This window comes from Caldimonas sp., assembly GCF_046291045.1.
In the GTDB taxonomy this organism is placed as follows: Bacteria; Pseudomonadota; Gammaproteobacteria; order Burkholderiales; family Burkholderiaceae_C; genus Caldimonas.
The window spans coordinates 193,290-219,197 of sequence record NZ_JBKBSL010000001.1 but is presented as its reverse complement, the minus strand read 5'-3'; the positions used below and the strand labels follow the sequence as shown (position 1 = coordinate 219,197).

The 25,908-nt window shown below is 68.3% G+C and carries 24 protein-coding genes; 10 read left to right on the top strand and 14 right to left on the bottom strand.

Annotated features, from left to right (window positions below):
* Positions 1-198: 198 nt before the first annotated feature.
* Positions 199-1,092 carry a DMT family transporter gene (locus ACK4ZD_RS00970; protein ID WP_409657435.1) on the bottom strand — a complete coding sequence of 298 codons (894 nt, stop codon included), beginning with the start codon at positions 1,090-1,092 and terminating at the stop codon, positions 199-201.
* Between the two features lie 42 nt (positions 1,093-1,134).
* Positions 1,135-1,443, bottom strand: coding sequence for a putative signal transducing protein (locus ACK4ZD_RS00965; RefSeq protein WP_409657432.1), 309 nt, complete (start codon positions 1,441-1,443; stop codon positions 1,135-1,137).
* Between the two features lie 84 nt (positions 1,444-1,527).
* Here ACK4ZD_RS00965 and ACK4ZD_RS00960 point away from each other — a divergent pair, with 84 nt between their 5' ends.
* Positions 1,528-2,511, top strand: coding sequence for a quinone oxidoreductase family protein (locus ACK4ZD_RS00960; RefSeq protein WP_409657429.1), 984 nt, complete (start codon positions 1,528-1,530; stop codon positions 2,509-2,511).
* Here ACK4ZD_RS00960 and ACK4ZD_RS00955 read toward each other — a convergent pair whose 3' ends face one another.
* The 9 genes from ACK4ZD_RS00955 to ACK4ZD_RS00915 all read right to left on the bottom strand — a co-directional run bounded on the left by ACK4ZD_RS00955 (position 2,512) and on the right by ACK4ZD_RS00915 (position 12,273).
* A complete protein-coding gene (locus ACK4ZD_RS00955; protein ID WP_409657426.1) occupies positions 2,512-3,318 on the bottom strand; it encodes a DUF2189 domain-containing protein in 807 nt (268 codons plus the stop codon). It lies immediately after the preceding gene.
* Positions 3,319-3,398: 80 nt separating this feature from the next.
* Entirely contained in the window at positions 3,399-3,899 is a 501-nt protein-coding gene (gene lspA, locus ACK4ZD_RS00950; RefSeq protein WP_409657423.1) for a signal peptidase II, read from the bottom strand.
* On the bottom strand, positions 3,899-6,778 hold the full coding sequence (gene ileS, locus ACK4ZD_RS00945) for an isoleucine--tRNA ligase (protein WP_409657420.1): 2,880 nt from the start codon (positions 6,776-6,778) through the stop codon (positions 3,899-3,901). Before ileS ends, lspA begins: the two co-directional genes overlap by 1 nt.
* Positions 6,779-6,868: 90 nt before the next feature.
* Positions 6,869-7,867, bottom strand: a complete 999-nt coding sequence (locus ACK4ZD_RS00940; protein ID WP_409657417.1) for a bifunctional riboflavin kinase/FAD synthetase — start codon at positions 7,865-7,867, stop codon at positions 6,869-6,871.
* Between the two features lie 9 nt (positions 7,868-7,876).
* Positions 7,877-8,584 (bottom strand): pseudouridine synthase, encoded by a 708-nt coding sequence (locus ACK4ZD_RS00935; protein WP_409657414.1) that lies wholly within the window; start codon positions 8,582-8,584, stop codon positions 7,877-7,879.
* 66 nt (positions 8,585-8,650) lie between these two features.
* A complete protein-coding gene (locus ACK4ZD_RS00930; RefSeq protein ID WP_409657411.1) occupies positions 8,651-9,793 on the bottom strand; it encodes an acyl-CoA dehydrogenase family protein in 1,143 nt (380 codons plus the stop codon).
* Position 9,794: 1 nt separating this feature from the next.
* Positions 9,795-10,991: an acyl-CoA dehydrogenase family protein gene (locus ACK4ZD_RS00925; RefSeq protein WP_409657408.1), complete on the bottom strand. Its 1,197-nt coding sequence runs from the start codon at positions 10,989-10,991 to the stop codon at positions 9,795-9,797.
* Positions 10,992-11,124: 133 nt separating this feature from the next.
* A complete protein-coding gene (locus ACK4ZD_RS00920; protein WP_409657405.1) occupies positions 11,125-11,778 on the bottom strand; it encodes a TIGR02281 family clan AA aspartic protease in 654 nt (217 codons plus the stop codon).
* Positions 11,779-11,784: 6 nt separating this feature from the next.
* Entirely contained in the window at positions 11,785-12,273 is a 489-nt protein-coding gene (locus ACK4ZD_RS00915; RefSeq protein WP_409657402.1) for a YajQ family cyclic di-GMP-binding protein, read from the bottom strand.
* Between the two features lie 47 nt (positions 12,274-12,320).
* On the opposite strand from ACK4ZD_RS00915, the gene murB reads away from it, so the two are divergent.
* Positions 12,321-13,337, top strand: coding sequence for a UDP-N-acetylmuramate dehydrogenase (gene murB, locus ACK4ZD_RS00910; protein WP_409657399.1), 1,017 nt, complete (start codon positions 12,321-12,323; stop codon positions 13,335-13,337).
* A 127-nt stretch (positions 13,338-13,464) separates the two neighbouring features.
* Here the strand turns inward: murB and ACK4ZD_RS00905 are convergent, their stop codons facing one another.
* Both ACK4ZD_RS00905 and argG read right to left on the bottom strand, forming a co-directional pair.
* Entirely contained in the window at positions 13,465-13,785 is a 321-nt protein-coding gene (locus ACK4ZD_RS00905; protein WP_409657396.1) for a pyrimidine/purine nucleoside phosphorylase, read from the bottom strand.
* Positions 13,786-14,009: 224 nt separating this feature from the next.
* Positions 14,010-15,365 carry an argininosuccinate synthase gene (argG, locus tag ACK4ZD_RS00900; protein ID WP_409657393.1) on the bottom strand — a complete coding sequence of 452 codons (1,356 nt, stop codon included), beginning with the start codon at positions 15,363-15,365 and terminating at the stop codon, positions 14,010-14,012.
* A 66-nt stretch (positions 15,366-15,431) separates the two neighbouring features.
* Between argG and ACK4ZD_RS00895 the strand changes: the two genes are divergently transcribed.
* From ACK4ZD_RS00895 to ACK4ZD_RS00860, 8 genes are all read left to right on the top strand, one after another.
* A complete protein-coding gene (locus ACK4ZD_RS00895) occupies positions 15,432-16,745 on the top strand; it encodes a replication-associated recombination protein A (RefSeq protein ID WP_409657391.1) in 1,314 nt (437 codons plus the stop codon).
* A 267-nt stretch (positions 16,746-17,012) separates the two neighbouring features.
* On the top strand, positions 17,013-17,942 hold the full coding sequence (locus ACK4ZD_RS00890; protein WP_409657388.1) for a branched-chain amino acid ABC transporter permease: 930 nt from the start codon (positions 17,013-17,015) through the stop codon (positions 17,940-17,942).
* Between the two features lie 18 nt (positions 17,943-17,960).
* On the top strand, positions 17,961-19,049 hold the full coding sequence (locus ACK4ZD_RS00885; RefSeq protein WP_409657384.1) for a branched-chain amino acid ABC transporter permease: 1,089 nt from the start codon (positions 17,961-17,963) through the stop codon (positions 19,047-19,049).
* A gap of 13 nt (positions 19,050-19,062) precedes the next feature.
* Positions 19,063-19,842 carry an ABC transporter ATP-binding protein gene (locus ACK4ZD_RS00880; RefSeq protein WP_409657381.1) on the top strand — a complete coding sequence of 260 codons (780 nt, stop codon included), beginning with the start codon at positions 19,063-19,065 and terminating at the stop codon, positions 19,840-19,842.
* 26 nt (positions 19,843-19,868) lie between these two features.
* Positions 19,869-20,582: an ABC transporter ATP-binding protein gene (locus ACK4ZD_RS00875; RefSeq protein WP_409657378.1), complete on the top strand. Its 714-nt coding sequence runs from the start codon at positions 19,869-19,871 to the stop codon at positions 20,580-20,582.
* Positions 20,583-20,717: 135 nt separating this feature from the next.
* Positions 20,718-21,920 (top strand): ABC transporter substrate-binding protein, encoded by a 1,203-nt coding sequence (locus ACK4ZD_RS00870; protein ID WP_409657375.1) that lies wholly within the window; start codon positions 20,718-20,720, stop codon positions 21,918-21,920.
* Between the two features lie 100 nt (positions 21,921-22,020).
* Positions 22,021-23,226 (top strand): ABC transporter substrate-binding protein, encoded by a 1,206-nt coding sequence (locus ACK4ZD_RS00865; protein ID WP_409657372.1) that lies wholly within the window; start codon positions 22,021-22,023, stop codon positions 23,224-23,226.
* A 121-nt stretch (positions 23,227-23,347) separates the two neighbouring features.
* Positions 23,348-24,358, top strand: coding sequence for a hypothetical protein (locus tag ACK4ZD_RS00860; protein WP_409657369.1), 1,011 nt, complete (start codon positions 23,348-23,350; stop codon positions 24,356-24,358).
* On the opposite strand, the gene ACK4ZD_RS00855 is transcribed toward ACK4ZD_RS00860, so the two are convergent.
* Positions 24,337-25,698, bottom strand: a complete 1,362-nt coding sequence (locus tag ACK4ZD_RS00855) for a spinster family MFS transporter (RefSeq protein WP_409657366.1) — start codon at positions 25,696-25,698, stop codon at positions 24,337-24,339. The two genes, ACK4ZD_RS00860 and ACK4ZD_RS00855, sit on opposite strands and share 22 nt — an antisense overlap.
* Positions 25,699-25,908: the final 210 nt, after the last annotated feature.

Genomic DNA, 25,908 nt, shown 5'->3' with positions numbered 1-25,908 from the left:
GCGGTGAACTTGCCGGCGGCGGTGAACCGGCTGTACAGCCCGGCGCTCAACGGCTTCGATGCACGCTGCTGCGCTTATGCGGTGACACACTCGGGCCGGAGCCGGCGCCTGCCTCAAACCGCAATGTCTGGGCTTAGCCGCTGGGGCGCTGAAGTCGGCGCGGATGACGACCGGGGCGTGCCAGCTAGCTGTCCCCGCTTACCGCCGCGACGACACCACGATGCCCGCAGCGATGAGCACGAAGGCCGCCCCGTGGAACCAGCGCGGCGGGTCGCCCAGCAAGGCGGCGGACATCACCGCCGCGAAGACGGGGGTGAGGTTGCCGAAGAAGGCAGCGATCGTGGGGCCGAGGGCTGCCACGCCCAGGCCCCAGCAGCGGTAGGCGATCAGCGAGGGGCCGATGGCCACATAGGCCAGCAGCACCAGCACCCAGCCGTTCCACGCGAGATGGGCGGACCCGGCCGCCCATTCGCCCAGCGCGGCACCACCCGCCCAGAGCAGGCCGATGGCCATCTGCGCCATCAGGAACTCGGCCCAGGGCCACTCACGCTCGCCGGGCCCGGGCCGAGCCAGCATCCAGCTGTAGAAGGCCCAGGCGATGACGGCCGCCAGCATGTAGAGATCGCCGGGCACCAGCCGCACTTGGCGCAGGGTGTCCCAGTCGCCACGCGACAGCACTAGCAGCACCCCGGCCAGGGAGAGCAGCGCGCCCAGCATTTGGGCGTGCCGCGCCCGCTCGCCATAGCACAAGGCTCCCACGGTCAGCATCCACACCGGCATGCTGGCGGCGATCAGCGTGACGTTGATCGGGCTGGAGGTGGTCAGCGCCAGGTACTGCAGCGCGTTGTAGCTGCCCATGCCCAGCAGGCCCAGCACCGCAAAACGCCTCCAGCGCGGCCACAGCGGGCTGCCCGCCTTCAGGATGCGCCAGCCCAGCGGCAGCAGGATCAGGGCGGCGATCGCCCAGCGCACGGCATTGAGCAGCAGGGGCGACACCGAGCCCACGGCCAGGCGGCCGGCCACGGCATTGCCGGCCCACAGCAGGGGCGGCAGGATGAGCCACAGCAGGGTCAGGGGGGTGATGCGGGCCATGGGGGACGGGACGCCCCGAGGCAGTCCGGGACAACGCAGGGATCAGGGACGCGGCATGTTAGCGCCACATCGCCAGCATTGCTCGAAGGGCCCGTCGATGCGCTCACCGCACGTGAGGCAGGTCCAGTGCAGCTCGTGCGGGTGCTGCAGGGCGTCGAGCAGTTCGCGGGCACGGGCCCATTGCTCTGGGTGCTCGATCCAGACCTCCGGCAGGCTCTGGTCCGGCGGGATCTCGCCGGTGATGCCGCTGGCGAAGTAGCGCTGCACGCTTGCCTGAACGCCGGCGCGCGTGAGCCAGTCCGCCCACAGCGTGGCGATGGTGACGTTGGGCGCCTGGGCGAGCCGTTTCATGAGCGGGATCATGCCCCCAGTCGTGCAAATCCGTCCATGCGGGCTTATGGTGTGGGGTGATCCCCCTGCACCGAGGAGAACGACATGCCCAAGGCCATCCAGATCCGGCAGTTCGGCGGCCCCGAACAGCTCCAGCTCGTCGACGTGGACGTCGGCGAACCCGGCCCCGGCGAGGTGCGCATCCGCCACCATGCCTGCGGCCTGAACTTCATCGACATCTACCAGCGCACAGGCCTGTATCAGGGGGCTTTGCCGCTCACGCTGGGCATGGAGGCCGCCGGCGTGGTCGAGGCCGTGGGCGAGGGCGTGACCCATTTGACACCCGGCATGCGTGTGGCTTACGCCAGCCAGCCCCCTGGCGCCTACTGCGAGCTGCGCGTGATGCCCGCGCGCTGCGTGGTGGAGCTGCCTGACGGCATCGACTTCGAGACGGGCGCGGCCATGATGCTCAAGGGCCTGACGGTGCAGTACTTGCTGCGCAAGACCCAGCCCCAGGGGGGCCTGCAGCCGGGCGACCACGTGCTCTTCCATGCCGCAGCCGGGGGCGTCGGCCTGATCGCCTGCCAGTGGGCGCGAGCGATGGGTTTGCGGCTCATCGGCACGGCCGGCAGTGAGGAGAAGTGCGCGCTGGCCCGCGAGATGGGCGCAGCCCATGTCATCAACTACAACCGGGAAGACTTCGTCGCCCGTGTGAAGGAGATCACCGGCGGCCGCGGCGTGAAAGTGGTCTACGACTCCATCGGCAAGGACACCTGGGACCGTTCGCTGGACTGCCTGTGTCCGCTGGGCCTGATGGTGAGCTACGGTAACGCCTCGGGCCCGGTGCCCCCGGTTCAACTGAGCACGCTGGCGGCCAAGGGCTCGCTGTACGTGACCCGGCCCACGCTCTTCACCCACCTGGCCACGCGCGAATCCACCCAGGGCATGGCCGACGACCTTTTCGAGATGGTGGGCAGTGGCCAGGTGAAGATCCGGGTGGACCAACGCTACCCGCTGGCCGAGGTGGCCCAAGCGCACCGCGACCTGGAAGCGCGCAAGACCACCGGCTCGACCGTGCTGCTGCCCTGATCAGCCCCCCGGGGCAGTCGTGTCCTGCCCCGGGTGGTGGCCCACCGCGCCGCGATAAGCGTGCCAACTGGCATGACCGAGCACCGGGCCGATCACCAGCAGCCCCAGGAAGGCCGGCAGCAGCGCCAGCACCACGAGCCCTGTGATCAGGAAGTCCCACCAGAGCATCACGCCGGTCTGGGTCAGGCACAGCCGCAGGCTGGTGAGCGCGGCCGAGATCGCGTCGGTCTGCCGGTCCAGGATCATCGGCAGGCTCACCACGCTCACGGCAAAGATCAGTGCCGCGAACACCCCGCCGACGGCCACATAGGCGACGATGAAGTTCAGGTGTTCCGGGGCGAGCAGCGTCCACAGCGAGCCCTGGAAGTCGGGCATGTGATCGAAGCTCACCGCGAAGACCACCAGCGAGGCCCGGCCCCAGAGCATCTCGAGGATCAGCAGCACGCCGCCGAAGATCGCCATCGTGCCCACCTTGGCCTCCCAGGCCAGCAGCGAGCTGCCCAGGTCCGGGCGCAGGCCTTGCTCGAGCCGGCGGCTGGCCTCGTACAGGCCCAGGCACAGGAAGGGCCCCATCAGCAAGAAGCCGGCGCTCAGCGCCAGCGTGTAGGCCGGGGCGTGCTGGTAGACGGCCAGCAGCAGCCAGCCCATCCCCGCGAAGCAGGCGCCGTAGAACAGCCCCAGGCCCGGGCAACGGGTGAAGTCCTTCCAGCCGCGGGCCAGCCAGCGCAGCGGGTCGCGCCAGCCCAGCGGATGCAGCGGCAGGTCGAAGACGGTGGGAGGCGGAGGCGAGACCTCGGGGGCGTTCATGGCTGAACCGTCGGCGCGGGGATGTCGACGATTGTCGCAAGCCCGTGCCCCCTGGGCGCCCGGGACTTCCCCGGGACGCTTCAGCCGGCGCGCTCGCGCCGCACGCGGCGGATCTCGTCGAGTATCAGCAGGATGGCACCCAGGGTGATGGCGCTGTCGGCCAGGTTGAAGGCCGGGAAGTGGCGGCCGCCGGCATGGAAATCGAGGAAGTCCACCACGTAGCCGTGCCAGACACGGTCGATCACGTTGCCCACGGCCCCGCCCAGAATGAGGCTCAGGGCTGCGGCGAAGAGCGACTCATGACCATGGCGCCGCAGCAGCCAGACGATGAAGACCGATGCGGCCAGTCCCAGCGCGATGAAGAACCAGCGCTGCCAGCCCGAGGCCCAGGCCAGGAAAGAAAACGCCGCCCCGGGGTTGTGCACGCGCACGATGTTGAAAAAGGACGTGACGGGCGTGCTGTCGCCCAGCTGGTAATGCTGCAGGATCAGGGCCTTGGTGAGCTGGTCCAGCACGATGATGACCAACGCGATGCCGAGCCAGCGGCCCAGGCCTGGGGTGGTTGCGGTTTTGGCGTCCATCAAGCCACCTCGCGGGTTTCACCCGTACCGAAGAGGTTGCTCACACAGCGTCCGCACAGGGTGGGGTGCTCGGCGTCGATGCCGACGTCGTCACGGTAGTGCCAGCAGCGCTCGCATTTCGTCGCGGTGCTGGGCGTGACCTGCACGGCCAGCTCAACGCCTTCGGTGACCGTGGCGGCCGAGGTGATGAGCACGAAGCGCAGATCCTCGCCGAGGCTTTTGAGCAGGGCATGGTCTTCGGGGCCCGCGGTGATGTGCACCGTGGCCTGCAGCGAGGCGCCCACCTGTCCGGCCGAACGCACCGCCTCGATCTCCTTGTTGACCACATCCCGGATCTCGCGGATGCGCGCCCATTTGGCCAGCAGCGCCTCGTCGCCCGCGGCCGGAAAGCCCCAGAAGGTCTCGGTGAAGATCGACACCGACGCGCCCGGTGCGAACACTTGCCAGGCCTCTTCGGCGGTGAAGCTCAGGAAGGGCGCCATCCAGCGCAGCATGCCGTGGGTGATGTGCCACAGCGCGGTCTGGGCCGAGCGGCGCGCACGCGAGCCCGGCGCGGTGGTGTAGAGCCGGTCCTTCAGCACGTCGAGGTAGAAGGCGCCCAGATCCTCCGAGCAGTACACCTGCAGCTTGGCCACCACCGGGTGGAACTCGTAGACGTCGTAGTGCGCCAGGATCTCGGCCTGCAACTGGGCCGCACGCGCCAGGGCGTAGCGGTCCACCTCCAGCATCTGCTCGACGGGTACGGCGTCCTTCGAGGGGTCGAAGTCGCTGGTGTTGGCCAGCAGGAAGCGCAGGGTGTTGCGGATGCGTCGGTAGGCATCGACCACTCGGGCGAGGATCTTGTCGTCGATGCCCAGGTCGCCGGAGTAATCAGTGGAGGCCACCCACAGGCGGATGATCTCCGCGCCGAGTTTGTCGCTCACCTCCTGCGGCACCACGACGTTGCCCAGCGACTTGCTCATCTTGCGGCCCTGGCCGTCCACCGTGAAGCCGTGGGTGAGCAGACCGCGGTAGGGCGCGCGGCCGTACATGGCGCAGGCCGTCAGCAGCGAGGAATGGAACCAGCCGCGGTGTTGGTCGTGACCTTCCAGGTACAGGTCGGCCTCGGGACCGCTGTCGTGGCCGGCGCCGGCATGGCTGCCTTTGAGCACCGTGGTGTGCGTGGTGCCGGAATCGAACCACACCTCCAGGATGTCGGTGCTCTTGGTGTACCGGGCCGGGTCGGTGGTGTCGCCGATGCGCCGCAGGATCTCGGCCGTGGTGAGCTTGCTCCAGGCCTCGATGCCGCCGGCCTCCACCACGTCGGCGGCCAGGTCGATGATCTCGGGCGTGCGCGGGTGCGGCTCGCCGCTGTCCACGTCCAGCAGGAAGGGCAGGGGCACGCCCCAGCTGCGCTGGCGGCTGATGCACCAGTCGGGCCGGTTGGCAATCATGTCGCGCAGCCGAGCGCGGCCGTTCTCGGGGTAGAACTGCGTGTGCTCGATGGCTTCCAGCGCCATCTGGCGCAAGGTCTTGGGCGCCTTGTCGGTGGTGAAGATGCCCTCGCCCTCGTCCATGCGCACGAACCACTGGGCGGCTGCGCGGTAGATCACCGGCGTCTTGTGGCGCCAGCAGTGCGGGTAGCTGTGTGTGATGGTCTCGGTGGCGAAGAGCCGGTCGTGCTCGCGCAGTGTCTCGATGATGGCCGGGCAGGCCTTCCAGATGTTCTGGCCGCCGAACAGCGGCAGTTCGGCCTCGTACTGGCCATTGCCCTGCACGGGGTTGAGGATCTGGTCGTAGGCCAGGCCATGGGCGACGCAGGAGTTGAAGTCCTCCACCCCGTAGGCCGGTGCCGAGTGCACGATGCCGGTGCCGTCGTCGGCGGTGGCGTAGTCGGCCAGATAGATGGGCGAGAGCCGGTCGTAGCCCGGATGCACATGCGCCAGCGGGTGGTGGAAGTGGATCCTCTCCAGCGCACGCCCCTTTGTGGTGGCCAGCACGCGGCCTTCCAGGCCATAGCGCTTCAAGCAGGCCTCCACCAGTGATTCGGCCAGCACCAGCAGGCCGCGCGGGGTCTCCACCAAGGCGTAGACGATCTCGGGGTTGAGGTTGAGCGCCTGGTTGGCGGGAATCGTCCAGGCGGTGGTGGTCCAGATCACCGCATACATCGGCCGGCCTTCCAGACCCTGCGGGCTGCCGTGGGGCAGGCCGGTGTCGCGGAAGAAGGCCTGCAGCAGCTTGGCCGGCTCAGCGCACAGGAAGCCCACATCCAGGGTCTGACTTTTCTTGTCCTGGTACTCGATCTCGAACTCGGCGAGCGACGAGCCGCAGTCGAAGCACCAGTAGACGGGCTTGAGGCCGCGGTAGACGAAACCGCGCTCCATCACGCGCTTGAAGGCGCGGATCTCGTTGGCCTCGGTCACGAAGTCCATCGTGCGATAGGGCGCATCCCACTGGCCCAGCACGCCCAGGCGCTTGAAGTCGGCCATCTGCTGCGCGATCTGCTCGGTGGCAAAGGCGCGGCTCCTGGCCTGCATTTCGTCGCGCGGCAGGTGGCGGCCGTGCAGCTTCTCGATGGCGTTCTCGATGGGCAGGCCGTGGCAGTCCCAGCCGGGGATGTACTGCGCGTCGAAGCCGGCGAGCTGGCGCGCCTTGACGATCATGTCCTTGAGCACCTTGTTGACGGCATGCCCGATGTGGATGCGGCCGTTGGCGTAGGGGGGGCCGTCGTGCAGCACGAACTTCGGGCGTCCGCAGCGGGCCTCGCGAAGGCGCCGGTACAGGCCCTGCTCATCCCAGGACTTCACCCAGCCCGGCTCTCGCTTGGGCAGGTCGCCGCGCATGGGGAACGGGGTGTCGGGCAGGTTCAGGGTGGATCGGTAGTCTTTGGCGTCGCTCATGGTCGTGGGGCGCGCAGGGCGCACATCAGGGTCTCGGGCCCGATGGGGGCTGGGCAGGCGTGGGCCCGATCTCGCCGCGCAAGGCGGGCGTCAAATTCGGTCGCGAGTGGTCTGGCGACGCGTCTGACCGTGCAGCGAGGCGAAGTAGGCGCGTGCGTCGGCCACGTCCCGGTCGATGGCGGCCTTCAGGGCCTCCAGCGTGTCATAGCGGGCCTCGTCGCGCAGTTTGTGCAGCAGTTCCACACGAACGATTTTACCGTAGCCCCCCTCGGGCCCCAGCACCGCCGGCCAGTCCAGGCAGTAGACCTCCAGCAGTACGCGGCCGCTGTGGTCCACCGTGGGGCGCAAGCCCAGGCTGGCCACGCCGTCCAGCGGCGCGTCGGTCAGCCCATGGGTGCGCACGGCAAAGATGCCCTGGGCCGCCGCTTTGGGGTGGGGAAAGCGCAGGTTGAGGGTGCGAAAGCCCAGGTCGCGACCCAGCTTGCGGCCGTGGATCACGTGCCCGCTCAGACTGTAGGGGCGCCCCAGCAGGCTGGCCACTCGCTCCATGTCGCCAGCGGCCAGGGCCTCGCGCACGGCGGAGCTCGACACGCGCAGGCCGTGCACCTCGTAGCTCATCATGCGCGCCACGTCGAAGCCGCGCTGCTCGCCCAGGCGATCGAGCAGGTCGTAGTCGCCGGCTCGCTTGGCGCCGAAACGGAAGTCGTCGCCCACCAGCACGTACTTCGCCCCCAGGCCCCGCACCAGCACCTCGTCCACGAAGGCTTCGGGCGCGAGGCTGGCCAGGCGCTGGTCGAAGGGCAGCACGACCACCTGGTCGATGCCACAGCGTTGCAGTTCGGTGAGCTTGTCGCGCAGCGGGGCGATGCGTGCGGGGGCCAGCTCGGGCTTGGCCAGCGCCTGGGCGAAATGGTCGCGTGGGTGCGGCTCGAAGGTCAGCACACAACTGGGCAGACCGCGGTGCTGGGCCTCGTTGCGCAGCAGTGCCAGCATCGCCTGGTGACCGCGGTGCACGCCGTCGAAGTTGCCGATGGTCAACGCACAGGCGGGGGCCAGGCCCTGGTGGTGGAAGCCACGGAAGATATGCATGGCCGCCGATTATCCGCCGCCCGGGCCGAGGATGTCTTCGGGCCCGGCAAGCCAGCGCCACTGGCCCGGGGTGAGGTCGTCCGGCAGGGCCAGGGCCCCGAAGCGGCTTCGGTGCAGCCGTTCGACGTGGTTGCCCGCGGCGGCCACCATGCGCTTGACCTGGTGGTACTTGCCCTGCGTGAGGGTCAGGCGCAGTGAGCGCTCGCCGGTGGCTTCGCAGGCTGTCGCGCGCACGGGCCGGGGGTCGTCGTGCAACACCACGCCGCCCAGCAGTTCGGCGACCTGCTCGGGGGTTACCGGGTCGGCAGTGAGGGCCTCGTACACCTTGGGCACATGCTTCTTCGGAGAAGTGAGGCGGTGGATCAGCGCGCCGTCATCGGTGAGCAGCAACAGTCCAGTGGTGTCCTGGTCGAGCCGCCCAATGGGCTGTACGCCGCGGGTTCGCAAAGGGCCGGGCAGCAAGCTCATCACGCTGGGCCAGGCCGAAGGCTTGCGGGAACACTCGTAGCCCGCGGGCTTGTGCAGCATCAGCAGGGCTTTGGCGTGGAAGGGCCAGTCCTGGCCTTCTACGCGCAACACCAGGCCACGTGTGTCGACCGTTTCGCCCGGATCTACGCAGACTCGGCCGGCAATAGACACCTCGCCGGCCAGGATGAGGGCATCGCAGTGGCGCCGGGTGCCGAAACCCTGGCTGAAGAGGACGTCGCGCAGTCGCATGATGGGGGGCTGGAAACGAGACAGCCGCCCGCAGGCGGCTGGACCGTGCGCAGTGTAGCCCCGCGATCAGGCGAACACGCCGGCCGTGTCCTGCATGCGCTCCGACACCTCGCCCAGGTGGTGCAGGGTGTCGCCGAAGCTCAGCTCCAGGCAGGTGAGGTGCTTGAAGTAGTGGCCCGCGATGTACTCGTCGGTCACGCCGATGCCGCCATGCAGCTGGATCGCCTGCTGGCCCACGTAGCGCATCGACTGGCCGAGCTGCACCTTGGCCTGCGAGATCGCGCGGCGGCGCTGCTCGTGCGGCTCGCCCAGCTTGAGCGTGGCGTAGTAACTCATCGAGCGGGCCAGTTCGAGCTGCATCTTCATGTCGGCCACGCGGTGGCGCAGGGCCTGGAAGGTGCCGATGGGCACGCCGAACTGCTTGCGGGTGTTGAGGTAGTCCACCGTGATCGCAAAGAGCTGGTCCATCGCGCCCACGGCCTGGGCGCACTGGGCGGCGATGGCCACGTCGGCCATGGCTTCCAGCGCTTGGAGGCCCTCGGCCGGGCCGGCCAGCAGCGTGGCCGGGGTGTTGGCGAAGCTGACCTCGGCGGCCCGGCTGCCATCCTGGAGCGCGTAGCCGCGCGTGCCCACGCCGGCGGCGCTGCGTTCCACCAGGAACAGGGCGATGCCCTCGGCCGCATCGTCGGTGCCCGAGACGCGGGCCGGCACCAGGTAGGCGTCGGCCTGGTCGCCCACGGGCACCACGCTCTTGGCGCCGGTCACCGTCCAGGCGCCCTTCGCCTCGGTGGCGCGGGTCTTCACATGGCGCAGCACGTGGCGGGCCTCGCGTTCCTGGTGGGCCAGCACCACGAGGGCCGAGCCCTCGGCGATGCGCGGCAGCCACTGCGCCTGCACCGCGGCGCTGCCGTAGACCGCCAGACCGCTGGTGGCCACGAGCGAGACGGCGGCATAGGGCTCGAGCACGATGCCGCGGCCCAGTTCCTCCATCACCACCATGGCCTCGACCGGGCCGAAACCCATGCCGCCGTGGGCCTCAGGGACTGCCAGGCCCATCAGGCCCAGCTCGGCCATCTCGCCCCAGGCTTCACGGGAGAAACCGCCGGCCTTGACGATGGCGCGGCGGCGCTCGAAGCCATAGGCCTTGCCGACCCACTTCCTGACGGCATCGCGCAGTTGTTCCTGGTCGTCGGAAAAATCGAAGTCCATCTCACACCCCCAGGGTCATCTGCGCCACGATGTTGCGCTGCACCTCGTTGGAGCCGCCGTAGATCGTGGTCTTGCGCATGTTGAAGTAGGTCGCGGCCAGCGGCGCGCAGTGCATCGCGCCGACGTAGTCGCCCTGCCAGCCGGCTTCCATGGCCTCGAAGATGTAGGGCAGCGCGTAGGGGCCTGCGGCCAGCATCATCAGCTCGGTGTAGCGCTGCTGGATTTCCGAGCCGCGGATCTTCAGCAGGGCCGCCACGTCCAGCGCCTTCTTGCCGCCGCGTTCGGCCGAGAGCACGCGCAGCACCATCATCTCCAGCGCGACGATGTCGACCTCGAGCTGGGCGATCTGGTCGCGGAAGCGCGGGTCGTCGATGAGCGCACGGCCGCCGGAGCGCTCGGCCTTGGCGATGCGCTTGAGCCGCTCGAGTTCGCGCTTGGCGCGGTTGACGTCGGCGATGTTGGTGCGCTCATGGGCGAGCAGGTACTTGGCGTAGGTCCAGCCCTTGTTCTCCTCGCCCACCAGGTTCTCGGCCGGCACCTCGACGTTATCGAAGAAGACCTCGTTGACCTCGTGCTCGCCGTCGAGCGTGATGATGGGGCGCACCGTGATGCCGGGCGACTTCATGTCGATCAGCAGGAAGCTGATGCCCGTCTGCGGCTTGCCCGAGGTGTCGGTGCGCACCAGGCAGAAGATCCAGTCGGCGTGCTGGCCCAGCGTGGTCCAGGTCTTCTGGCCGTTGACGATGTACTGGTCGCCGCGACGCTCGGCGCGCGTCTTGAGCGAGGCCAGGTCGGAGCCGGAGCCGGGTTCCGAGTAGCCTTGGCACCACCAGACCTCGCCGCTCATGATGCCCGGCAGGAAGCGCCGGTGCTGCTCGGGCGAACCGAAGGCCATGATCACCGGGGCCACCATCACCGGCCCGAAGGGCACGATGCGCGGGGCGCCGGCCAGTGCACATTCCTCTTCGAAGAGGTGTTTTTGCACCGCGTTCCAGCCCGGGCCGCCAAACTCCTTGGGCCAGCCGTAGCCGTGCCAGCCCTTCTTGCCAAGGATCCGGGCCCAGCGTTGCAGGTCGTCCTTGGTGAGCCGCAGGTCGTTGTGGACCTTGTGGGCGATGTCCTGGGGCAGGTGGGCCCGCACCCAGGATCTCACCTCGTCGCGGAAGGCAAGCTCTTCCGCCGTGAAGTTCAAATCCATGGCTGTCTCCTGATGGCGCCGCCGGCGGCAGCGCCGGTCGCAGCGGACAGTTTACGCACGATCGTTCGAGACCTGCTGTCCCAGGAGCGACATCGGGGGAGGCGCGGACAGGGTCATTCCGCAGCGCAGACCGTCAGTAGCGGCGGTCGAGGAAGAGCAGGTCGTTCTCGCGCTTCATCTGGAAGCGCGACAGGAAGCTGTTGCCCAGCAGGACATAGGGCATGTCCTGGGGCACGACCAGGGCCTCGACGCTGCGCACCTCCACGTCGCCGATGCGCACCGACCCGAGGGTGACCCGATGGGCCGCGGCGGCGCCGTTGGCGGTGTGGACCCGCGTGGGGGTGCCCTGGCTCAGGTCCACACCCAGACGCTGGGCCTCGCCGCGGCCGAGGGCCACCGCGGTGGCGCCGGTGTCGACCAGGAACTGGGTGGCCCGGCCGTTGATCGCCCCCTGGGCCTGGAAGTGGCCGCCCGAGCCTGCGCTGAGCACGATGCGCGAGCCGCTGCCCGCGGCCGCACCGGCGCTGCCCACGCTCACCGGGGAGGCGCCCAGCACGACGGTGCGGCGCTGGCCGGCGATCTCCACGACCGCGTCGGTGGGCGAGACGCTCAGCACCTTCACCCCTTGCACGGTGCTGCCCGCTGCCACCGCGCGCGGCGCGCCGCCGTCGATGACCAGCAGGGCCTTCGAGCCCATGCGGCCTGTCATGGCCACGGTCTGGCCCCAGGCGGGCAGGGCGAAGGGGGCGGTGGCCAGCGCCACGACGAAGACGATGGCGCGGCGCATGGGGAATCAGTCGCGGAAGTTGGTGAAGCTCAGAGGCACTTCGGTGACCTCCTTGCGCAGCAGGGCGATCGCCGCCTGCAGGTCGTCGCGCTTGGTGCCGCTCACCCGCACGGTGTCGCCCTGGATGGCCGCCTGCACCTTGAGCTTGCTGCCCTTGATGAGCTGCTGGATCTTCTTGGCCAGGTCGGATTCGATGCCGGCCTTGACTTTCACGAGCTGCTTGACCTTGTCACCGCCGATCTTCTCGACCTTGGCACTGGTGTCCAGGAAGCGCACGTCCACGCCGCGCTTGGCGAGCTTGGCCACGAGGATGTCCATCACCTGGCCGATCTGGAAGTCGCTGTCGGCGTAGAGCGTGATGTCCTTGTCCTTCAGCTCGATCTTCGCGCTCGACCCCTTGAAGTCGAAGCGGGTGCCGATCTCCTTGTTGGACTGGTCCACGGCGTTGCGGACCTCGACGAAATCGGGCTCGAGGACGGTGTCGAAACTGGGCATGGCGGGGACGCGTCTCGCAGGAGGTGGCAATCGGGGAAAATTCTGCCATGCAAATCGAGACGGGCGTGAGCCTGAAGCCCTACAACACCTTCGCCTTGCCGGCGCTGGCGCACACCTTGGTGCGCATCACCGGCGATGCCGACGTGCGCGCCGTGCTGGACCATCCCCGCCTGGGCCCGGCACCGAAATTCGTGCTGGGTGGCGGCAGCAACATCGTGCTCACCCGCGACCTCACGCCGGTGGTGCTCAAGGTCGAGGTGCGCGGCCGGCGGGTCGTGGAGGAGCGGCCCGACGCCTGGATCGTCGAGGCCGGTGCCGGCGAGTCCTGGCACGATCTGGTGGCCTGGACCCTGGACCAGGGCATGCCGGGCCTGGAGAACCTGGCCCTGATCCCCGGCACCGTGGGCGCGGCGCCGGTGCAGAACATCGGCGCCTACGGCCTGGAGCTGAAGGAACGCTTCGAGTCCCTCGACGCGGTGGACCTGGTGACCGGACGCAGCGTGACGCTGGACGCGGCGATGTGCCGCTTCGGCTACCGCGACAGCATCTTCAAGCAGGCCCTGGCGGGCAAGAGCCTGATCACCAGGGTACGCCTGCGCCTGCCGCGGCCCTGGCAGCCGGTGCTGGGCTACCTGGACCTCGAGCGACGCATGGCAGACACCGGCATCACCGCGCCCGATGCGCGGCAGGTTTTCGATTGGGTCTGCGAGATCCGGCGCGCCAAGCTGCCGGACCCGGCCGTGATCGGCAACGCCGGCAGCTTCTTCAAGAACCCGGTGGTCACGCCCGAGCAGTGCCGCGACATCATCGGCCGCGACCCGGCCATCGTGCACTATCCCATGCCCGACGGCAGCTACAAGCTGGCCGCGGGCTGGCTCATCGATGCCTGCGGCTGGAAGGGCAAGACGGTGGGCCGCGCCGGCGTCTACGAGAAGCAGGCCCTGGTGCTGGTCAACCTCGGCGGTGCGCGCGGGGCCGAGGTCGTCACGCTGGCCCGTGCCATCCAGGAAAGCGTCTACGGCCGCTTCGGCATCCGGCTGGAGCCCGAGCCGGTCGTGGTCTGAGCCTCCATCCGGCCGTTGGCCGCTTGAGACGGCATGCGGCTTCGTCCGACCCCCATGCGAGAAGCCGCAAACGGACCTCACGCACTCGCGCGGCGCGTGATCCGTTCGCGGCTTGCGGGCCCGGGTCTCAGCCGAAGTGGCAGACGTAGTGGAAGGGAGTGCCCTCCACGCGGATCTGGAAGCTGGCGTGGCCTGGCACGGAGAAGGACTGCCCGGCCTCGAAGCGCTGCCATTGTGACTGGCCTGGCAGCAGCACCTCGCAGGCGCCGGCCACGGCTTCCATCACTTCGGGCTCGCCGGTGCTGAAGGTCAGCGTCGAAGGCAGGATGACGCCCACGCTCTTGCGCGTGCCGTCGGCCAGGGTGAGGGTGTGGGAGATACACCGTCCGTCGAAGTAGACGTTGGCCTGGGTGCTGACGGTGACGTTGGCGATCTGGGTCGTGGTCATGGTGAGATGGTGGTCGGTGCGGAAAGCGGCAACGGGGCCGGGGGTGTCTGTCCCCCTCACGAGGGATGGTCGAGCGGTGCCCATGATGGAACACTCTCGGGCACGCTGCTGGCGAACGATTCCTCGGGAGCGGTCAGAAAAACGGGGCGAATCCTGAACAAAGGCAGGGTTCGATCAGGGAGGTGACCGCCTTCCCGGGGGCCCGCCGGCCCCCGGTGGCTGCCTCACGACGACGAGTCCCCCGGGCGGCTGCCGGTGAGCAGCGGGATGCTGCCGTCGCTGGCCGGGCCCAGCAACCCGGTGCGGCTGTAGATGCCCAGCTTGTCGCGCGTGTCGGCGATATCGAGGTTGCGCATCGTGAGCTGGCCGATGCGGTCGGCCGGCGTGAAGGGGGCATCTTCCACCTTCTCCATCGACAGGCGCTCGGGTGCGTAGGTGAGGTTGGGGCTTGCGGTGTCGAGGATGGAGTAGTCGTTGCCGCGGCGCAGCTCCAGCGTCACCTCGCCGGTGATGGCGCGCGCCACCCAGCGCTGGGCGGTCTCGCGCAGCATCAGGCACTGCGGGTCGAACCAGCGGCCCTGATAGAGCAGGCGGCCCAGGCGCAGGCCGTTGATGCGGTACTGCTCGATGGTGTCCTCGTTGTGGATGCCGGTCACCAGGCGTTCGTAGGCGATGTGCAGCAGCGCCATGCCCGGGGCCTCGTAGATGCCGCGGCTCTTGGCCTCGATGATGCGGTTCTCGATCTGGTCGCACATGCCCAGGCCGTGGCGTCCGCCGATGGCATTGGCCTCGGCAAAGAGTTCGACGGCGTTGGCGAAGCTGCGGCCGTTGAGCGCCACCGGCACGCCGTCCTCGAAGCGCACGGTCACGATCTCGGGCTTGATCACCACGTCCTCGCGCCAGAAGGCCACGCCCATGATCGGATTGACGATGGTGATGCCCTTGTTCAGGAACTCCAGGTCCTTGGCCTCGTGGGTGGCGCCCAGCATGTTGGAGTCGGTCGAGTAGGCCTTCTCGACGCTCATCTTGTAGTCGAAGCCGTTGGCAATGAGGTACTCGCTCATCTCCTTGCGGCCGCCGAGCTCGTCGATGAAGGTCTGGTCCAGCCAGGGCTTGTAGATCCTGAGCGCCGGGTTGGCCAGCAGGCCGTAGCGGTAGAAGCGCTCGATGTCGTTGCCCTTGAATGTGGAGCCGTCGCCCCAGATGTTGACGCCGTCCTCGCGCATGGCTACCACGAGGGCGGTGCCGGTGACCGCGCGGCCCAGCGGGGTGGTGTTGAAGTAGGTCGCGCCGCCGGTGCGGATGTGGAAGGCACCGCACTGGATCGCGGCGATGCCCTCGGCCACGAGCTGGGCACGGCAGTCCACCAGGCGGGCGATCTCCGCGCCGTAGGCCTTGGCCTTGCGGGGAATCTCCTCGTAATCGGACTCGTCGGGCTGGCCCAGGTTGGCGGTGTAGGCGCAGGGGATGGCACCCTTGCTGCGCATCCAGTGCACGGCGGCGCTGGTGTCCAGGCCACCGGAGAAGGCGATGCCGACGCGCTCGCCGACGGGGAGTTTCTGCAGGATGGTCGCTGCCACGGGAGGTCTCCAGGAAAACCTCGTGATTCTAGGCGCCCCGTCGCGCGGGCCTGCCACAATGCCTGCATGGCCGACCTGTTTTCCACGCCCGACGCTGCCGATGACTCCCCCTTGGCCGAGCGCCTGCGGCCGCGTTCGCTCGACGAGGTGATCGGCCAGTCCCACCTGCTTGGCCCGGGGCAACCCCTGCGCGTGGCCTTCGAGTCCGGACGGCTGCACTCGATGATCCTGTGGGGGCCGCCCGGGGTGGGCAAGACCACGCTGGCGCGCTTGATGGCCGACGCCTTCGACGCGCAGTTCCTGCAGATTTCGGCCGTGCTGGCTGGGGTCAAGGACATCCGCGAGGCGGTGGAGCAGGCCCAGGTGGGGAAGAGTCAGGGCCGGCGCACGATCGTCTTCGTCGATGAGGTGCACCGCTTCAACAAGGCCCAGCAAGATGCCTTCTTGCCGCATGTGGAGTCGGGCCTGTTCACCTTCATCGGTGCGACCACCGAGAACCCTTCCTTCGAGGTGAACTCGGCGTTGCTGTCGCGCGCCACGGTGCACGTGCTGAAAGCGCTGAGTGAGGAGGATCTGCGCATCCTGCTCGACAAGGCCCGCGATGTGCTGCAAGCCCCTGCACTGAGCGAGGCGGCCTGTGCGCGGCTGCTGGTTTATGCCGATGGCGATGCGCGCCGCCTGCTCAACACCTACGAGAACCTCGTGCGGGTGGCACGGCCGCAAGGGCTGACCGAGCTGGACGAGGCGCTGCTCGAGCGCGCACTGGGCGAGCAGCTTCGCCGCTACGACAAGGGAGGCGAGCAGTTCTACGACACCATCTCGGCGTTGCACAAGTCGGTGCGCGGCTCCGACCCCGATGCCGCGCTGTACTGGTTCGTGCGCATGCTCGACGGCGGCGCAGACCCGCGCTACATCGCGCGACGGCTGGTGCGCATGGCCAGCGAAGACGTCGGTCTGGCCGACCCTCGGGCCCTGCGCCTGACGCTCGACGCCGCCGAGGCCTACGAGCGCCTGGGCTCGCCCGAGGGCGAGCTGGCCCTGGCCCAGGCAGTGGTCTATCTGGCGGTGGCGCCGAAGTCGAACGCCCTCTACACCGCCTACAAGGCCGCCCGCGCCTTCGTGATGGCCGACGGCACCCGCCCCGTGCCGCTTCATCTGCGCAATGCCCCCACGCGGCTGATGAAGGATCTCGGCTACGGCCGCGACTACCGCTACGCCCACGACGAGGAGGATGGCTACGCCGCGGGGGAGCGCTACTTTCCCGACGCGATCGAGCCTCAGCGCTTCTATCAACCCGTGAACCGGGGGCTGGAGATCCGTATCGGTGAAAAACTCGAAGAACTGCGCGCAAAGGATGAACAGTCGCGCAAAAGACGATGATTTTTCAGAATCTTCGTTGGAATCACTGCGTTTGAAGGGAAAACCCCGAAGATTTCACCATCGGGGCGGTCGCTACAATCCGCGCCACTTTTCGAGCCGACCGCTTGGGGGGCGGGATGTCCCCTCATGGTCGGCTTCGCTTTAGCGCCTAGAGTCGTCGCGGCAGGGCGCGTGTCGATGCAAGGGCGGCACTGGCCCGGAACTTGCAGCCCACGCGCCGGCCGTGGCAAACGCGGCGTCGTCTTGGTTTTCGTCGGAGACCGACTGATGGATATCTTGATACAACAGGTCATCAACGGCCTGGTGCTGGGCAGCATGTATGCCCTGGTGGCACTGGGCTACACGATGGTCTACGGCATCATCAGCCTGATCAACTTTGCCCATGGCGAGGTGTTGATGGTGGGGGCGATGACGAGCTGGATGGTCGTCACCCACCTGCAAGAGGCGGCGCCGGGGATGCCCGGCTGGGCGATGATGCTGATCTCGCTGTTGTGCGCCATCGTCGTGTGCGCGACGCTGAACTTCACGATCGAAAAGGTGGCCTACCGGCCGCTGCGCGGCCAGCCCCGGCTGGCGCCTTTGATCACCGCCATTGGCATGTCCATCTTGCTGCAAACGCTGGCGATGATCATCTGGAAGCCCAACCCCAAGCCCTATCCCCAGTTGCTGCCCACTGAGGCCATCCCGATCGGCGGCGCAGTCATCACGGTCACGCAGGTCGTGATCCTGAGCGCCACGGTGGTCTTGCTGGCCACGCTGCTGTGGCTGGTCAACCGCACCAAGCTGGGCCGCGCAATGCGGGCCACCGCCGAGAACCCGCGTGTGGCCAGCCTGATGGGCGTCAAGCCCGACATGGTGATTTCGGCGACCTTCATCATCGGTGCCGTGCTGGCGGCGGTGGCCGGCGTGATGTGGGCCGCCAACTACGGCACCGTCCAGCACACCATGGGCTTTCTGCCCGGCCTGAAGGCCTTCACGGCTGCCGTGTTCGGCGGCATCGGCAACTTGACCGGCGCGATGGTGGGCGGTGTGTTGCTGGGCCTGATCGAGGCCATCGGCGCGGGCTACCTGGGCGTGCTGACCGGCGGTGTGCTGGGCAGTCATTACTCGGACATCTTCGCCTTCATCGTGCTCATCTTGGTGCTCACGCTGCGCCCCTCGGGTCTGCTGGGCGAGCGCGTGGCCGACCGGGCCTGAGGCTGCCGGAGACACATCATGACTCAACACAACAAGTTCATCGTGATGATCGCGGCCGCGCTCGGCCTGCTGATCCTTCCGCATGTCGCGCTCTACTTCGGCCAGGGCTGGGTGCGCATCATCGACCTGGCCCTGCTGTACGTGCTGCTGGCCCTGGGCCTGAACATCGTGGTGGGCTATGCCGGCCTGCTCGACCTGGGCTATGTGGCCTTTTATGCCGTGGGGGCCTACATGATGGCCCTGCTGGCCTCACCGCACCTTTGGGAGACCTTCCCGGCGATCGCTGCCATGTTCCCCAACGGCCTGCACACGCCGATCTGGGTGGTGGTGCCCCTGGCCGCTGGCCTGGCAGCCATTGCCGGCGTGATCCTGGGCACGCCGGTGCTGCGCCTGCGCGGAGACTACCTGGCCATCGTGACGCTGGGCTTCGGAGAGATCATCCGGGTGTTCATGAACAACCTGGAGCATCCGGTCAACATCACCAACGGCCCGCGCGGTATCAGTGCGATCGACTCGATGCGCATCTTCGGCTTCGATTTCGGCAAGGCATTGACGATCGGCGACTACCGACTGCCGCCGGTGGTGTTGTATTACTACCTGTTCCTGCTGCTCGTGGTGGCCAGCATCATCATCTGCCATCGCCTGGAAACCTCGCGCATCGGCCGGGCCTGGATGGCCATCCGAGAGGATGACGTGGCTGCCAAGGCCATGGGCATCAACGTGCGCAACATGAAGCTGCTGGCCTTCGCGATGGGCGCCACCTTCGGCGGTGTGGCCGGCGCGATGTTCGCGTCCTTCCAGGGCTTCATTTCGCCGGAGTCCTTCGGCCTGATGGAGTCCATCATGTTGGTGGCGATGGTGGTGCTGGGCGGCCTGGGCCACCTGCCGGGAGTGATCCTCGGAGCGCTGCTGCTGGCGGCCCTGCCAGAGGTGCTGCGTTACGTGGCCGGGCCCTTGCAGAACATGACCGGCGGGCGGCTGGATGCCGCCATCTTGCGCCAGCTGCTGATCGCGCTGGCCATGATCACGATCATGCTCATTCGGCCGCGCGGCTTGTGGCCCGCGCGCGAGCATGGCAAGGCTGCGCCCAACCCGGTGGCGAAGTGAGGAGACGCACCACATGAGCACCGACATCGTTCTCAAAGTCCAGGGAGTGTCCAAGCGCTTCGGCGGGTTGCAGGCCCTGTCCGACGTGGGCATCGAGATCCACCGCGGCCAGGTCTACGGTCTGATCGGCCCCAATGGCGCGGGCAAGACCACCTTCTTCAACGTGCTGACTGGGCTGTACACGCCCGACTCGGGCAGCTTCGAGCTGGAGGGCAAGCCTTACAAGCCCACCGCGGTGCATGAGGTGGCCAAGGCCGGCATCGCCCGCACCTTCCAGAACATCCGGCTGTTCGCCGAGATGACCGCCCTGGAGAACGTGATGGTGGGCCGCCACGTGCGCACGGGCACTGGCGTGCTCGGCGCGGTCTTCCGCACCGCTGGCTTCAAAGCCGAGGAGAAGGCCATCCGCGACCGGGCCATGGAGCTGTTGGCCTACGTGGGCATCGAGAAGTACGCCGATTTCCGTGCCCGTACGCTCAGCTATGGTGACCAACGCCGCTTGGAGATCGCGCGCGCCTTGGCCACCGACCCGAAGCTGATCGCGCTGGACGAGCCCGCAGCCGGCATGAACGCCACCGAGAAGGTGGTGCTGCGCGAGCTGATCGACCGCATCCGCAACGACGGGCGCACGATCCTGCTGATCGAGCATGACGTGAAGCTCGTGATGGGCCTGTGCGACCGCGTGACCGTGCTCGACTACGGCAAGCAGATCGCCGAGGGCACTCCCTACGAGGTGCAGCGCAACGAGAAGGTGATCGAGGCCTACCTCGGTGCCGGCCACAAGGCGCATTGAACCCCAAGCACGCGGAGCAAGTACACATGAGCCAAACGATGCTGAAAGTCAGCGGGCTGCGGGTGGCCTACGGGGGCATCCAGGCCGTCAAGGGCGCCTCGCTGGAAGTGCGCCAGGGCGAACTCGTCAGTCTGATCGGCGCCAACGGCGCGGGCAAGACCACGACGCTCAAGGCCATCACCGGCATCCAGCCGGTGGCCGAGGGCGACATCGAATACCTCGGTAAGTCGATCAAGGGCCAGGGGGCCTGGGATCTCGTCAAGCAAGGCTTGGTGATGGTGCCCGAGGGCCGCGGCACCTTCACGCGCATGACCATCACCGAGAACCTCCAGATGGGGGCCTTCACGCGAAGCGACAAGGAGATCGAAGCCGACATCGAGAAGGTTTTCACATTGTTCCCGCGGCTGAAGGAGCGTCGCAACCAGCTCGCCGGCACGATGTCCGGCGGCGAGCAGCAGATGCTGGCCATGGGACGGGCATTGATGGCGCGTCCCAAGGTGCTGCTGATGGACGAACCTTCGATGGGGCTGTCGCCCATCATGGTCGACAAGATCTTTGAGGTGGTGGAGGACATCCACAAGCAGGGCGTGACCGTGCTGCTGGTCGAGCAAAACGCTAGCCGGGCGCTGCAACTGGCCGACCGGGGCTACGTGATGGAGTCCGGCGAGATCACCATGGACGGCGAGGCCAAGGCCTTGCTGAACGATCCCAAGGTGCGCGCGGCCTACCTGGGCGAGTGAACCCACACCGCGGGCTGCGGCGTGATGCATCTCACCGTCTTGGCTGGGACACGCGGGTTTGCCTGAGGGCCCGCGGCAGCCCGGCGATGGCACCATCGCGCCGCCGCGCCTTGCGCGCACGACCGAGGAGATGTGATGTTGGGACGGTTCCTGATTTCCTGGATGCTGGGGGCCAGCCTGGCCGTGGCGGCCCAAGCCCAGACGGGCAAGCCGGTGCGCATCGGCCTGATCGCGCCGCTGACCGGCGGCTCGGCCGACTTCGGTAACAGTGTGCGCTACGGGGCCGAGCTGGCCATCAAGGAGATCAACGAGGTGGGAGGCTTCCTCGGCCGCCCGCTGGAGCTGGTCGTTCGCGACGACAAGGCCGTGCCCGACGAGGGTCGCCGGGTGTCGGAGGACCTGGTGCTCAAGGAGAAGGTCGATTTCACGATCGGCTTTTGCAACACCGGCGTGGCCATGCGCTCGCTCGACGTGTTTCAGGACAACCGGCACCTGCTGATGGTGCCGTGCTCCCAGGGCACCGCGGTGACGACCAAGTACCCGCCGGCGCAAAGCTACATCTTCCGCGTGGCGCCGCCGGACATCCTCAATGCCCGCTTCCTGGTGGGCGAGATCGTGGACCGCCGCAAGCTGCGTCGCGTGGCCATCCTGGCCGACCGCACCGGCTACGGGGAAGGCGGGGTCAAAGACATCAGCGACGAGCTGGCCAAGCGCAACCTGCAGCCGGTGTTCGTGGGCCGTTTCGACCTGGGCGTGAAAACCTTGGTGGAGGAGCTGCGTGCCGCCCAGGCCGCCGGAGCCGAGGCGCTGGTGGTCTACACCGTCGGGCCCGAGCAGGCGGCGGCCGTGCGCAGCCGCGCCGAGCTACGCTGGCAGGTGCCTTACTTCGCGCCATGGCCGCTGTCGTTTCGCAGCGTGCTCGAGCAGGCCGGAGCCGAGGCCCTGGAGGGCACGATGATGGCGCAGACGATCATTCAGGATGTCGCCAACGAACGCCGCACATCTTTTTTGGCGAGCTACTTCCGTCACTCGAAGGAAAAGCGCATCGGCTCATTGATGGCCGCGGCCCAGACCTACGATGCGGTCTACTTGATGCTGCGTGCGCTGTTCCAGACCAAGGGGGACGTCTCCGGCGATGCGCTGAAGAAGGCGCTGGAGAATTTCGATCGCCCGCACCGGGGCGTGGTCACGACCTACAGCGATCCTTTCAGCGCGAGCGACCACGACGCCTTCTCGGTGAACATGATCTGGCTGGGTGTGTGGCGGCGCGGGGAAATCCAGTTCTATTACCCAGAGGACGCCAAGCGCTCGGCCTTCATCCGACGCAAAGAGTCCTGATCCGGCGGGGACGGCACGGGGGCGCACGAACGCAGAGGAAAGTGGCGGCATGTGTCTTGCAAGACCGCGCCAGGGTGGACTGCACTGGAGGGTGGATCCGATGACGAGACGACGGCGATGGACGATGGCGCTGCTGGGGGCGTGCCTGTGCGCGACGGGGTGGGCCCAGCCGGCCGCGCCCGTGAAGGTGGGACTGATCGCACCGCTGAGCGGTGGCTCCTCGGACCTGGGGCTGAGCATGCGTCATGCGGCCGAGCTCGCAGTCAAGGAGATCAATGCCGTGGGCGGCTACATGGGCCGTCCGCTGGAACTGGTGGTGCGCGACGACCAGTCCGATCCTCAGCAGGGGCGGCAGGCGGCGCAGGAGCTGGTGCAGCAGGAGAAGGTGGCCTTCACACTGGGCTTTTGCGACACCGAGGTGACGGTGCAGGCCTTGGAGATCTTCCAGTCGCGGCGCCACGTGCTGATGGTGCCGTGCGACCAGGGCACCGCAGTGATGGCGCGGCCGCCCGCTGGCGGGGGCTACGTTTTTCGCTTGGCGCCGCCCGACGAGCTGACCGCGCGGGTGCTGGTGGGCGAAATCGTCGATCGGCGCAAGCTGCGCAAGGTGGCGGTGCTGGCCGACCGCACCACCCATGGCGACAGCGGTCTGAAGGATCTGGGGGAGGAGCTGGCCCAGCGTGAGCTCAAACCGGTCTACGTCGGGCGCTTCGATCGCGGGGTGAAATCGCTGGTCGAGGAGATGCGCCAGGCCCGAGCGGCCGGCAGTGAAGCGCTGATCGTCTGGGCGCGCGCGCCGGATCAGGCGACCGCCTTGCGGGCCCGGTCGGAGCTGCGCTGGGCGGTGCCGTACTTCGCGCCGCCCACGCTCGCCTCGCGCAAGGCGCTGGAGGGCGCCGGCGTGGCCGCGCTGGAAGGCGCGGTGATGACCCAGACGGTGCATCTCGATGCGGCCAATGAACGCCGGGCGACCTTCCTCACCAGCTATTTCGCGCACAGCGGCGAAAAGCGCATCGGCTCGTTGACAGTGGCCGCTCAGACCTATGATGCGGTCTACCTGCTCGTGGCGGGGTTGTTCCAGTCTCGCAGCCCCGAGGGGGGCGAGCCGCTGAAGTTGGCTCTGGAAAACCTCGAGCGTCCGCACCGTGGGGTGGTCACCACCTACGAGCGCCCCTACACTGCGCGCGACCACGAAGCCTATTCGATCAACATGCTCTGGCTGGGCGTGTGGCGCGGCGGCGAGGTGCAGTTCCTCTATCCCATCGACGCGCAGCGCGCCAGCGTGATCCGGCGCAAGGAGTTCTGATCGCTTGCCGGGGCGGGCCCGGCGCCTAGAATCCGCGGCGCGCCCCGCTTCTTGCCGGCGCATGCCTGCCATGGATGCCCCGCCCCTCACTTTCTCCGTGCCAACCCAGCAGGACGGCCGCATGCCTGTCGCTGCCGCCGACGCGCTGCGCTGTTGGCACGACAGGCCGGCGCTGGCCTGGCCGACGCGAGCCGGCCACGAGACGGTGCTGGGGGTGATCTGCCATGGTGGCGCGACCGATGAAGCCCAGGCGGCCCCCGAACCCCTGTGGCCGCCGTACCCCGTGCCGGAACGCTGGCAGGTGCACGGGCCGGTGCGCCAGGGGCGGCTGGGCTGCGTGCGCTATCGTAGCAACGGGGTTTGGGTGTTCGGCACGGCCCGGGCCGACGACCGCAGCCCCGGGGGCATGGAGGCCGCAGCCTGGCGGGCCTATGCCGACCTGTTCCGGGTGCTCGAACGAGAGGGGTGTGCTCACCTGCAGCGCCTGTGGAACTACCTGCCCGACATCCATGGCCTGGACGACGGCCTGGAGCGCTACCGCCGCTTCAACCTGGGTCGGGCGCGCGCCTTTGCTGAGGCCGGGCGCGGCCTGGGGGCGGGGGCGCCGGCGGCCTGCGCGATGGGCACGCGTACCGGGCCGCTGACGGTGCATTTCTTGGCTGGGCGGCAGCCGGCGCGGGCGATCGAGAACCCGCGCCAGGTCAGCGCCTACCACTATCCCCGGCGCTACGGGCCGTGCAGCCCCACCTTTTCGCGTGCGGCCCTGGCCGATCTGGGCGGGGGCGTGCGCGTGCTGTTCATCTCGGGCACGGCCAGCATCGTGGGGCACGAATCGGTGCATCTGGGCGATGTGGCCGCCCAGACGGCCGAATGCCTGCGCAACATCGATGCCGTGCTCGGGGTGGCCCGGGAGCACCTGGCCAGCTCATGGAGTTTGGAGGCGCTGCGCGGGCGACTGGAATGCACGGTCTATGTGCGCCGGCCGGCGGATCTCGATCTCGTCCGCGCCGTCGTGACCTCCCATCTGGGGGCCACCTCGCCGGCGGCGCAGGCGGCCACCTACCTTCGCGCCGATGTGTGCCGCGCCGAGCTGCTGGTGGAAATCGAGGCTCAGCTGGCGCTGGGCGGCTGAGCCCAGGCTTCGGCCTGGAGGGTGGCCTCGCGCAACGGCCGCAGGCTCATCGCCAGGGCAGCCACCGACACCGGCAGTGCCAGCGCAAAGGTCAGCGCCAGTGCGTGGCCAATGCGTTGCTCGTCGGCGAACACGAAATCGGTGCAGGCCGCCACGAGGCTTGGGCCCAGCACCGACCCGAGGACGGTGGTGAGCATCAGGCCCAGGGCCGAGACCTGGCCGCGCATCTCATTGGGGGTGACGAGTTGGATCGTCGAGTTGCCCAGCGAGACGAAGAGGCTCGACAGGAACAGGCCCGGGCCGAAGGCCAGCAGCGAGGCGGTCGGGGAGGGCAGCAGCGGCGTGGCCACCAAGAAGGGTGTGGCGGCTGCCAGGCTCCAGGCGGCGGTGCGCAAGGTCGCATCGCGCCGCCCCCGGCGCAGCAGGAGGCCGGCCCACCAGCCGCCCACGACGATGCCCAGGGTGCTCAGGCCGAGGATCATGGCCCCCAGCACCGGGCCGATGCGCTCCACCGGCAGGCCATGCACGCGGACATAGAAGGTGGCCATCCACGCCAGCAGTGCATAGGTGACGCAAAACGCCAGGCTGATCCCGACCACGTAGCCCAGCGCCAGCCGCCGCCGCTCCCGCAGGAAACGCACGACGGCCGAGACGGGCAAGGGCCGTCCTGCGGCCACGGTGTGACGCCGCAGGGGTTCGCGCACGGTGAGCATCAGGGCGGCCACCAGCAGCCCGGGCAGGCCCACGAGCATGAAGGCGAGCTGCCAGCCCTTGACCGCGCCCAGCAGCGGCAGCACGACGTCTGCGCGTTGGGCCAGGCCGCCCACCAGCCCGCCGATGGCAAAGGCCGCCCCTGAGCCGAAGGCCGTGCCCAGCGTGAACACCGACAAGGCCAAGGGCAGGCGGTGACGCTCGAAATAGTCGCTGATGATCGAATAGGCGGCCGGCCCCAGCGTAGCCTCGCCCACTCCCACGCCCGCACGGGTGAGAAAGAGCTGCCAGTAGTGCTGCGCCAGACCGGCCGCGGCGGTCATCAGGCTCCAGAAGGTGATGCCCGCGGCCACGATGTTGCGCCGGTTGGCGCGATCGACGAGCCACCCCAGCGGCAGCCCGGCCAGGCAGAAGAACAGCGAGAAGGCCAGGCCCTGCAGCAGGCTGATCTCGAAGTCGCTGATGCCCAGGTCGCGCCGAATCGGCTCGACCAGGAGCCCTACGAGCAGTCGGTCCACCAGGGACACCACGGCGGCCAGCATCAGCACGAACACCACATACCAAGGATAGGTGCTGCCGGCTGGGTGCGGCTGAGCCTGGGACGACGCGAGGGCACCCGGAAGGGTCATGAAGCGGCGGGTGAGGGCGATGACGTCGCCAGCGTAGCAGAGCCGGGGATGGCCCGCGAGGGCCGCCCGCATCGGGCGGTGCGGAGATGGGAGTCATGCACGGGAAGAATAAGACTTAGTCGCTCCATGCGCTGGATGGATTCGAAGGGCCTCCCTACAGTGGCGATCCAGATCCCACACGGCCCCAGCGGGGCCGGTCCCACGATGAAA

What these genes read in the sequence shown, in the direction of transcription:
- ACK4ZD_RS00970 (WP_409657435.1), bottom strand. Translation starts at nt 1,092, where the DNA reads ATGGCCCGCATCACCCCCCTGACCCTGCTGTGGCTCATCCTGCCGCCC.
- ACK4ZD_RS00965 (WP_409657432.1), bottom strand. Translation starts at nt 1,443, where the DNA reads ATGAAACGGCTCGCCCAGGCGCCCAACGTCACCATCGCCACGCTGTGG.
- ACK4ZD_RS00960 (WP_409657429.1), top strand. Translation starts at nt 1,528, where the DNA reads ATGCCCAAGGCCATCCAGATCCGGCAGTTCGGCGGCCCCGAACAGCTC.
- ACK4ZD_RS00955 (WP_409657426.1), bottom strand. Translation starts at nt 3,318, where the DNA reads ATGAACGCCCCCGAGGTCTCGCCTCCGCCTCCCACCGTCTTCGACCTG.
- lspA (WP_409657423.1), bottom strand. Translation starts at nt 3,899, where the DNA reads ATGGACGCCAAAACCGCAACCACCCCAGGCCTGGGCCGCTGGCTCGGC.
- ileS (WP_409657420.1), bottom strand. Translation starts at nt 6,778, where the DNA reads ATGAGCGACGCCAAAGACTACCGATCCACCCTGAACCTGCCCGACACC.
- ACK4ZD_RS00940 (WP_409657417.1), bottom strand. Translation starts at nt 7,867, where the DNA reads ATGCATATCTTCCGTGGCTTCCACCACCAGGGCCTGGCCCCCGCCTGT.
- ACK4ZD_RS00935 (WP_409657414.1), bottom strand. Translation starts at nt 8,584, where the DNA reads ATGCGACTGCGCGACGTCCTCTTCAGCCAGGGTTTCGGCACCCGGCGC.
- ACK4ZD_RS00930 (WP_409657411.1), bottom strand. Translation starts at nt 9,793, where the DNA reads ATGGACTTCGATTTTTCCGACGACCAGGAACAACTGCGCGATGCCGTC.
- ACK4ZD_RS00925 (WP_409657408.1), bottom strand. Translation starts at nt 10,991, where the DNA reads ATGGATTTGAACTTCACGGCGGAAGAGCTTGCCTTCCGCGACGAGGTG.
- ACK4ZD_RS00920 (WP_409657405.1), bottom strand. Translation starts at nt 11,778, where the DNA reads ATGCGCCGCGCCATCGTCTTCGTCGTGGCGCTGGCCACCGCCCCCTTC.
- ACK4ZD_RS00915 (WP_409657402.1), bottom strand. Translation starts at nt 12,273, where the DNA reads ATGCCCAGTTTCGACACCGTCCTCGAGCCCGATTTCGTCGAGGTCCGC.
- murB (WP_409657399.1), top strand. Translation starts at nt 12,321, where the DNA reads ATGCAAATCGAGACGGGCGTGAGCCTGAAGCCCTACAACACCTTCGCC.
- ACK4ZD_RS00905 (WP_409657396.1), bottom strand. Translation starts at nt 13,785, where the DNA reads ATGACCACGACCCAGATCGCCAACGTCACCGTCAGCACCCAGGCCAAC.
- ACK4ZD_RS00895 (WP_409657391.1), top strand. Translation starts at nt 15,432, where the DNA reads ATGGCCGACCTGTTTTCCACGCCCGACGCTGCCGATGACTCCCCCTTG.
- ACK4ZD_RS00890 (WP_409657388.1), top strand. Translation starts at nt 17,013, where the DNA reads ATGGATATCTTGATACAACAGGTCATCAACGGCCTGGTGCTGGGCAGC.
- ACK4ZD_RS00885 (WP_409657384.1), top strand. Translation starts at nt 17,961, where the DNA reads ATGACTCAACACAACAAGTTCATCGTGATGATCGCGGCCGCGCTCGGC.
- ACK4ZD_RS00880 (WP_409657381.1), top strand. Translation starts at nt 19,063, where the DNA reads ATGAGCACCGACATCGTTCTCAAAGTCCAGGGAGTGTCCAAGCGCTTC.
- ACK4ZD_RS00875 (WP_409657378.1), top strand. Translation starts at nt 19,869, where the DNA reads ATGAGCCAAACGATGCTGAAAGTCAGCGGGCTGCGGGTGGCCTACGGG.
- ACK4ZD_RS00870 (WP_409657375.1), top strand. Translation starts at nt 20,718, where the DNA reads ATGTTGGGACGGTTCCTGATTTCCTGGATGCTGGGGGCCAGCCTGGCC.
- ACK4ZD_RS00865 (WP_409657372.1), top strand. Translation starts at nt 22,021, where the DNA reads ATGACGAGACGACGGCGATGGACGATGGCGCTGCTGGGGGCGTGCCTG.
- ACK4ZD_RS00860 (WP_409657369.1), top strand. Translation starts at nt 23,348, where the DNA reads ATGCCTGTCGCTGCCGCCGACGCGCTGCGCTGTTGGCACGACAGGCCG.
- ACK4ZD_RS00855 (WP_409657366.1), bottom strand. Translation starts at nt 25,698, where the DNA reads ATGACCCTTCCGGGTGCCCTCGCGTCGTCCCAGGCTCAGCCGCACCCA.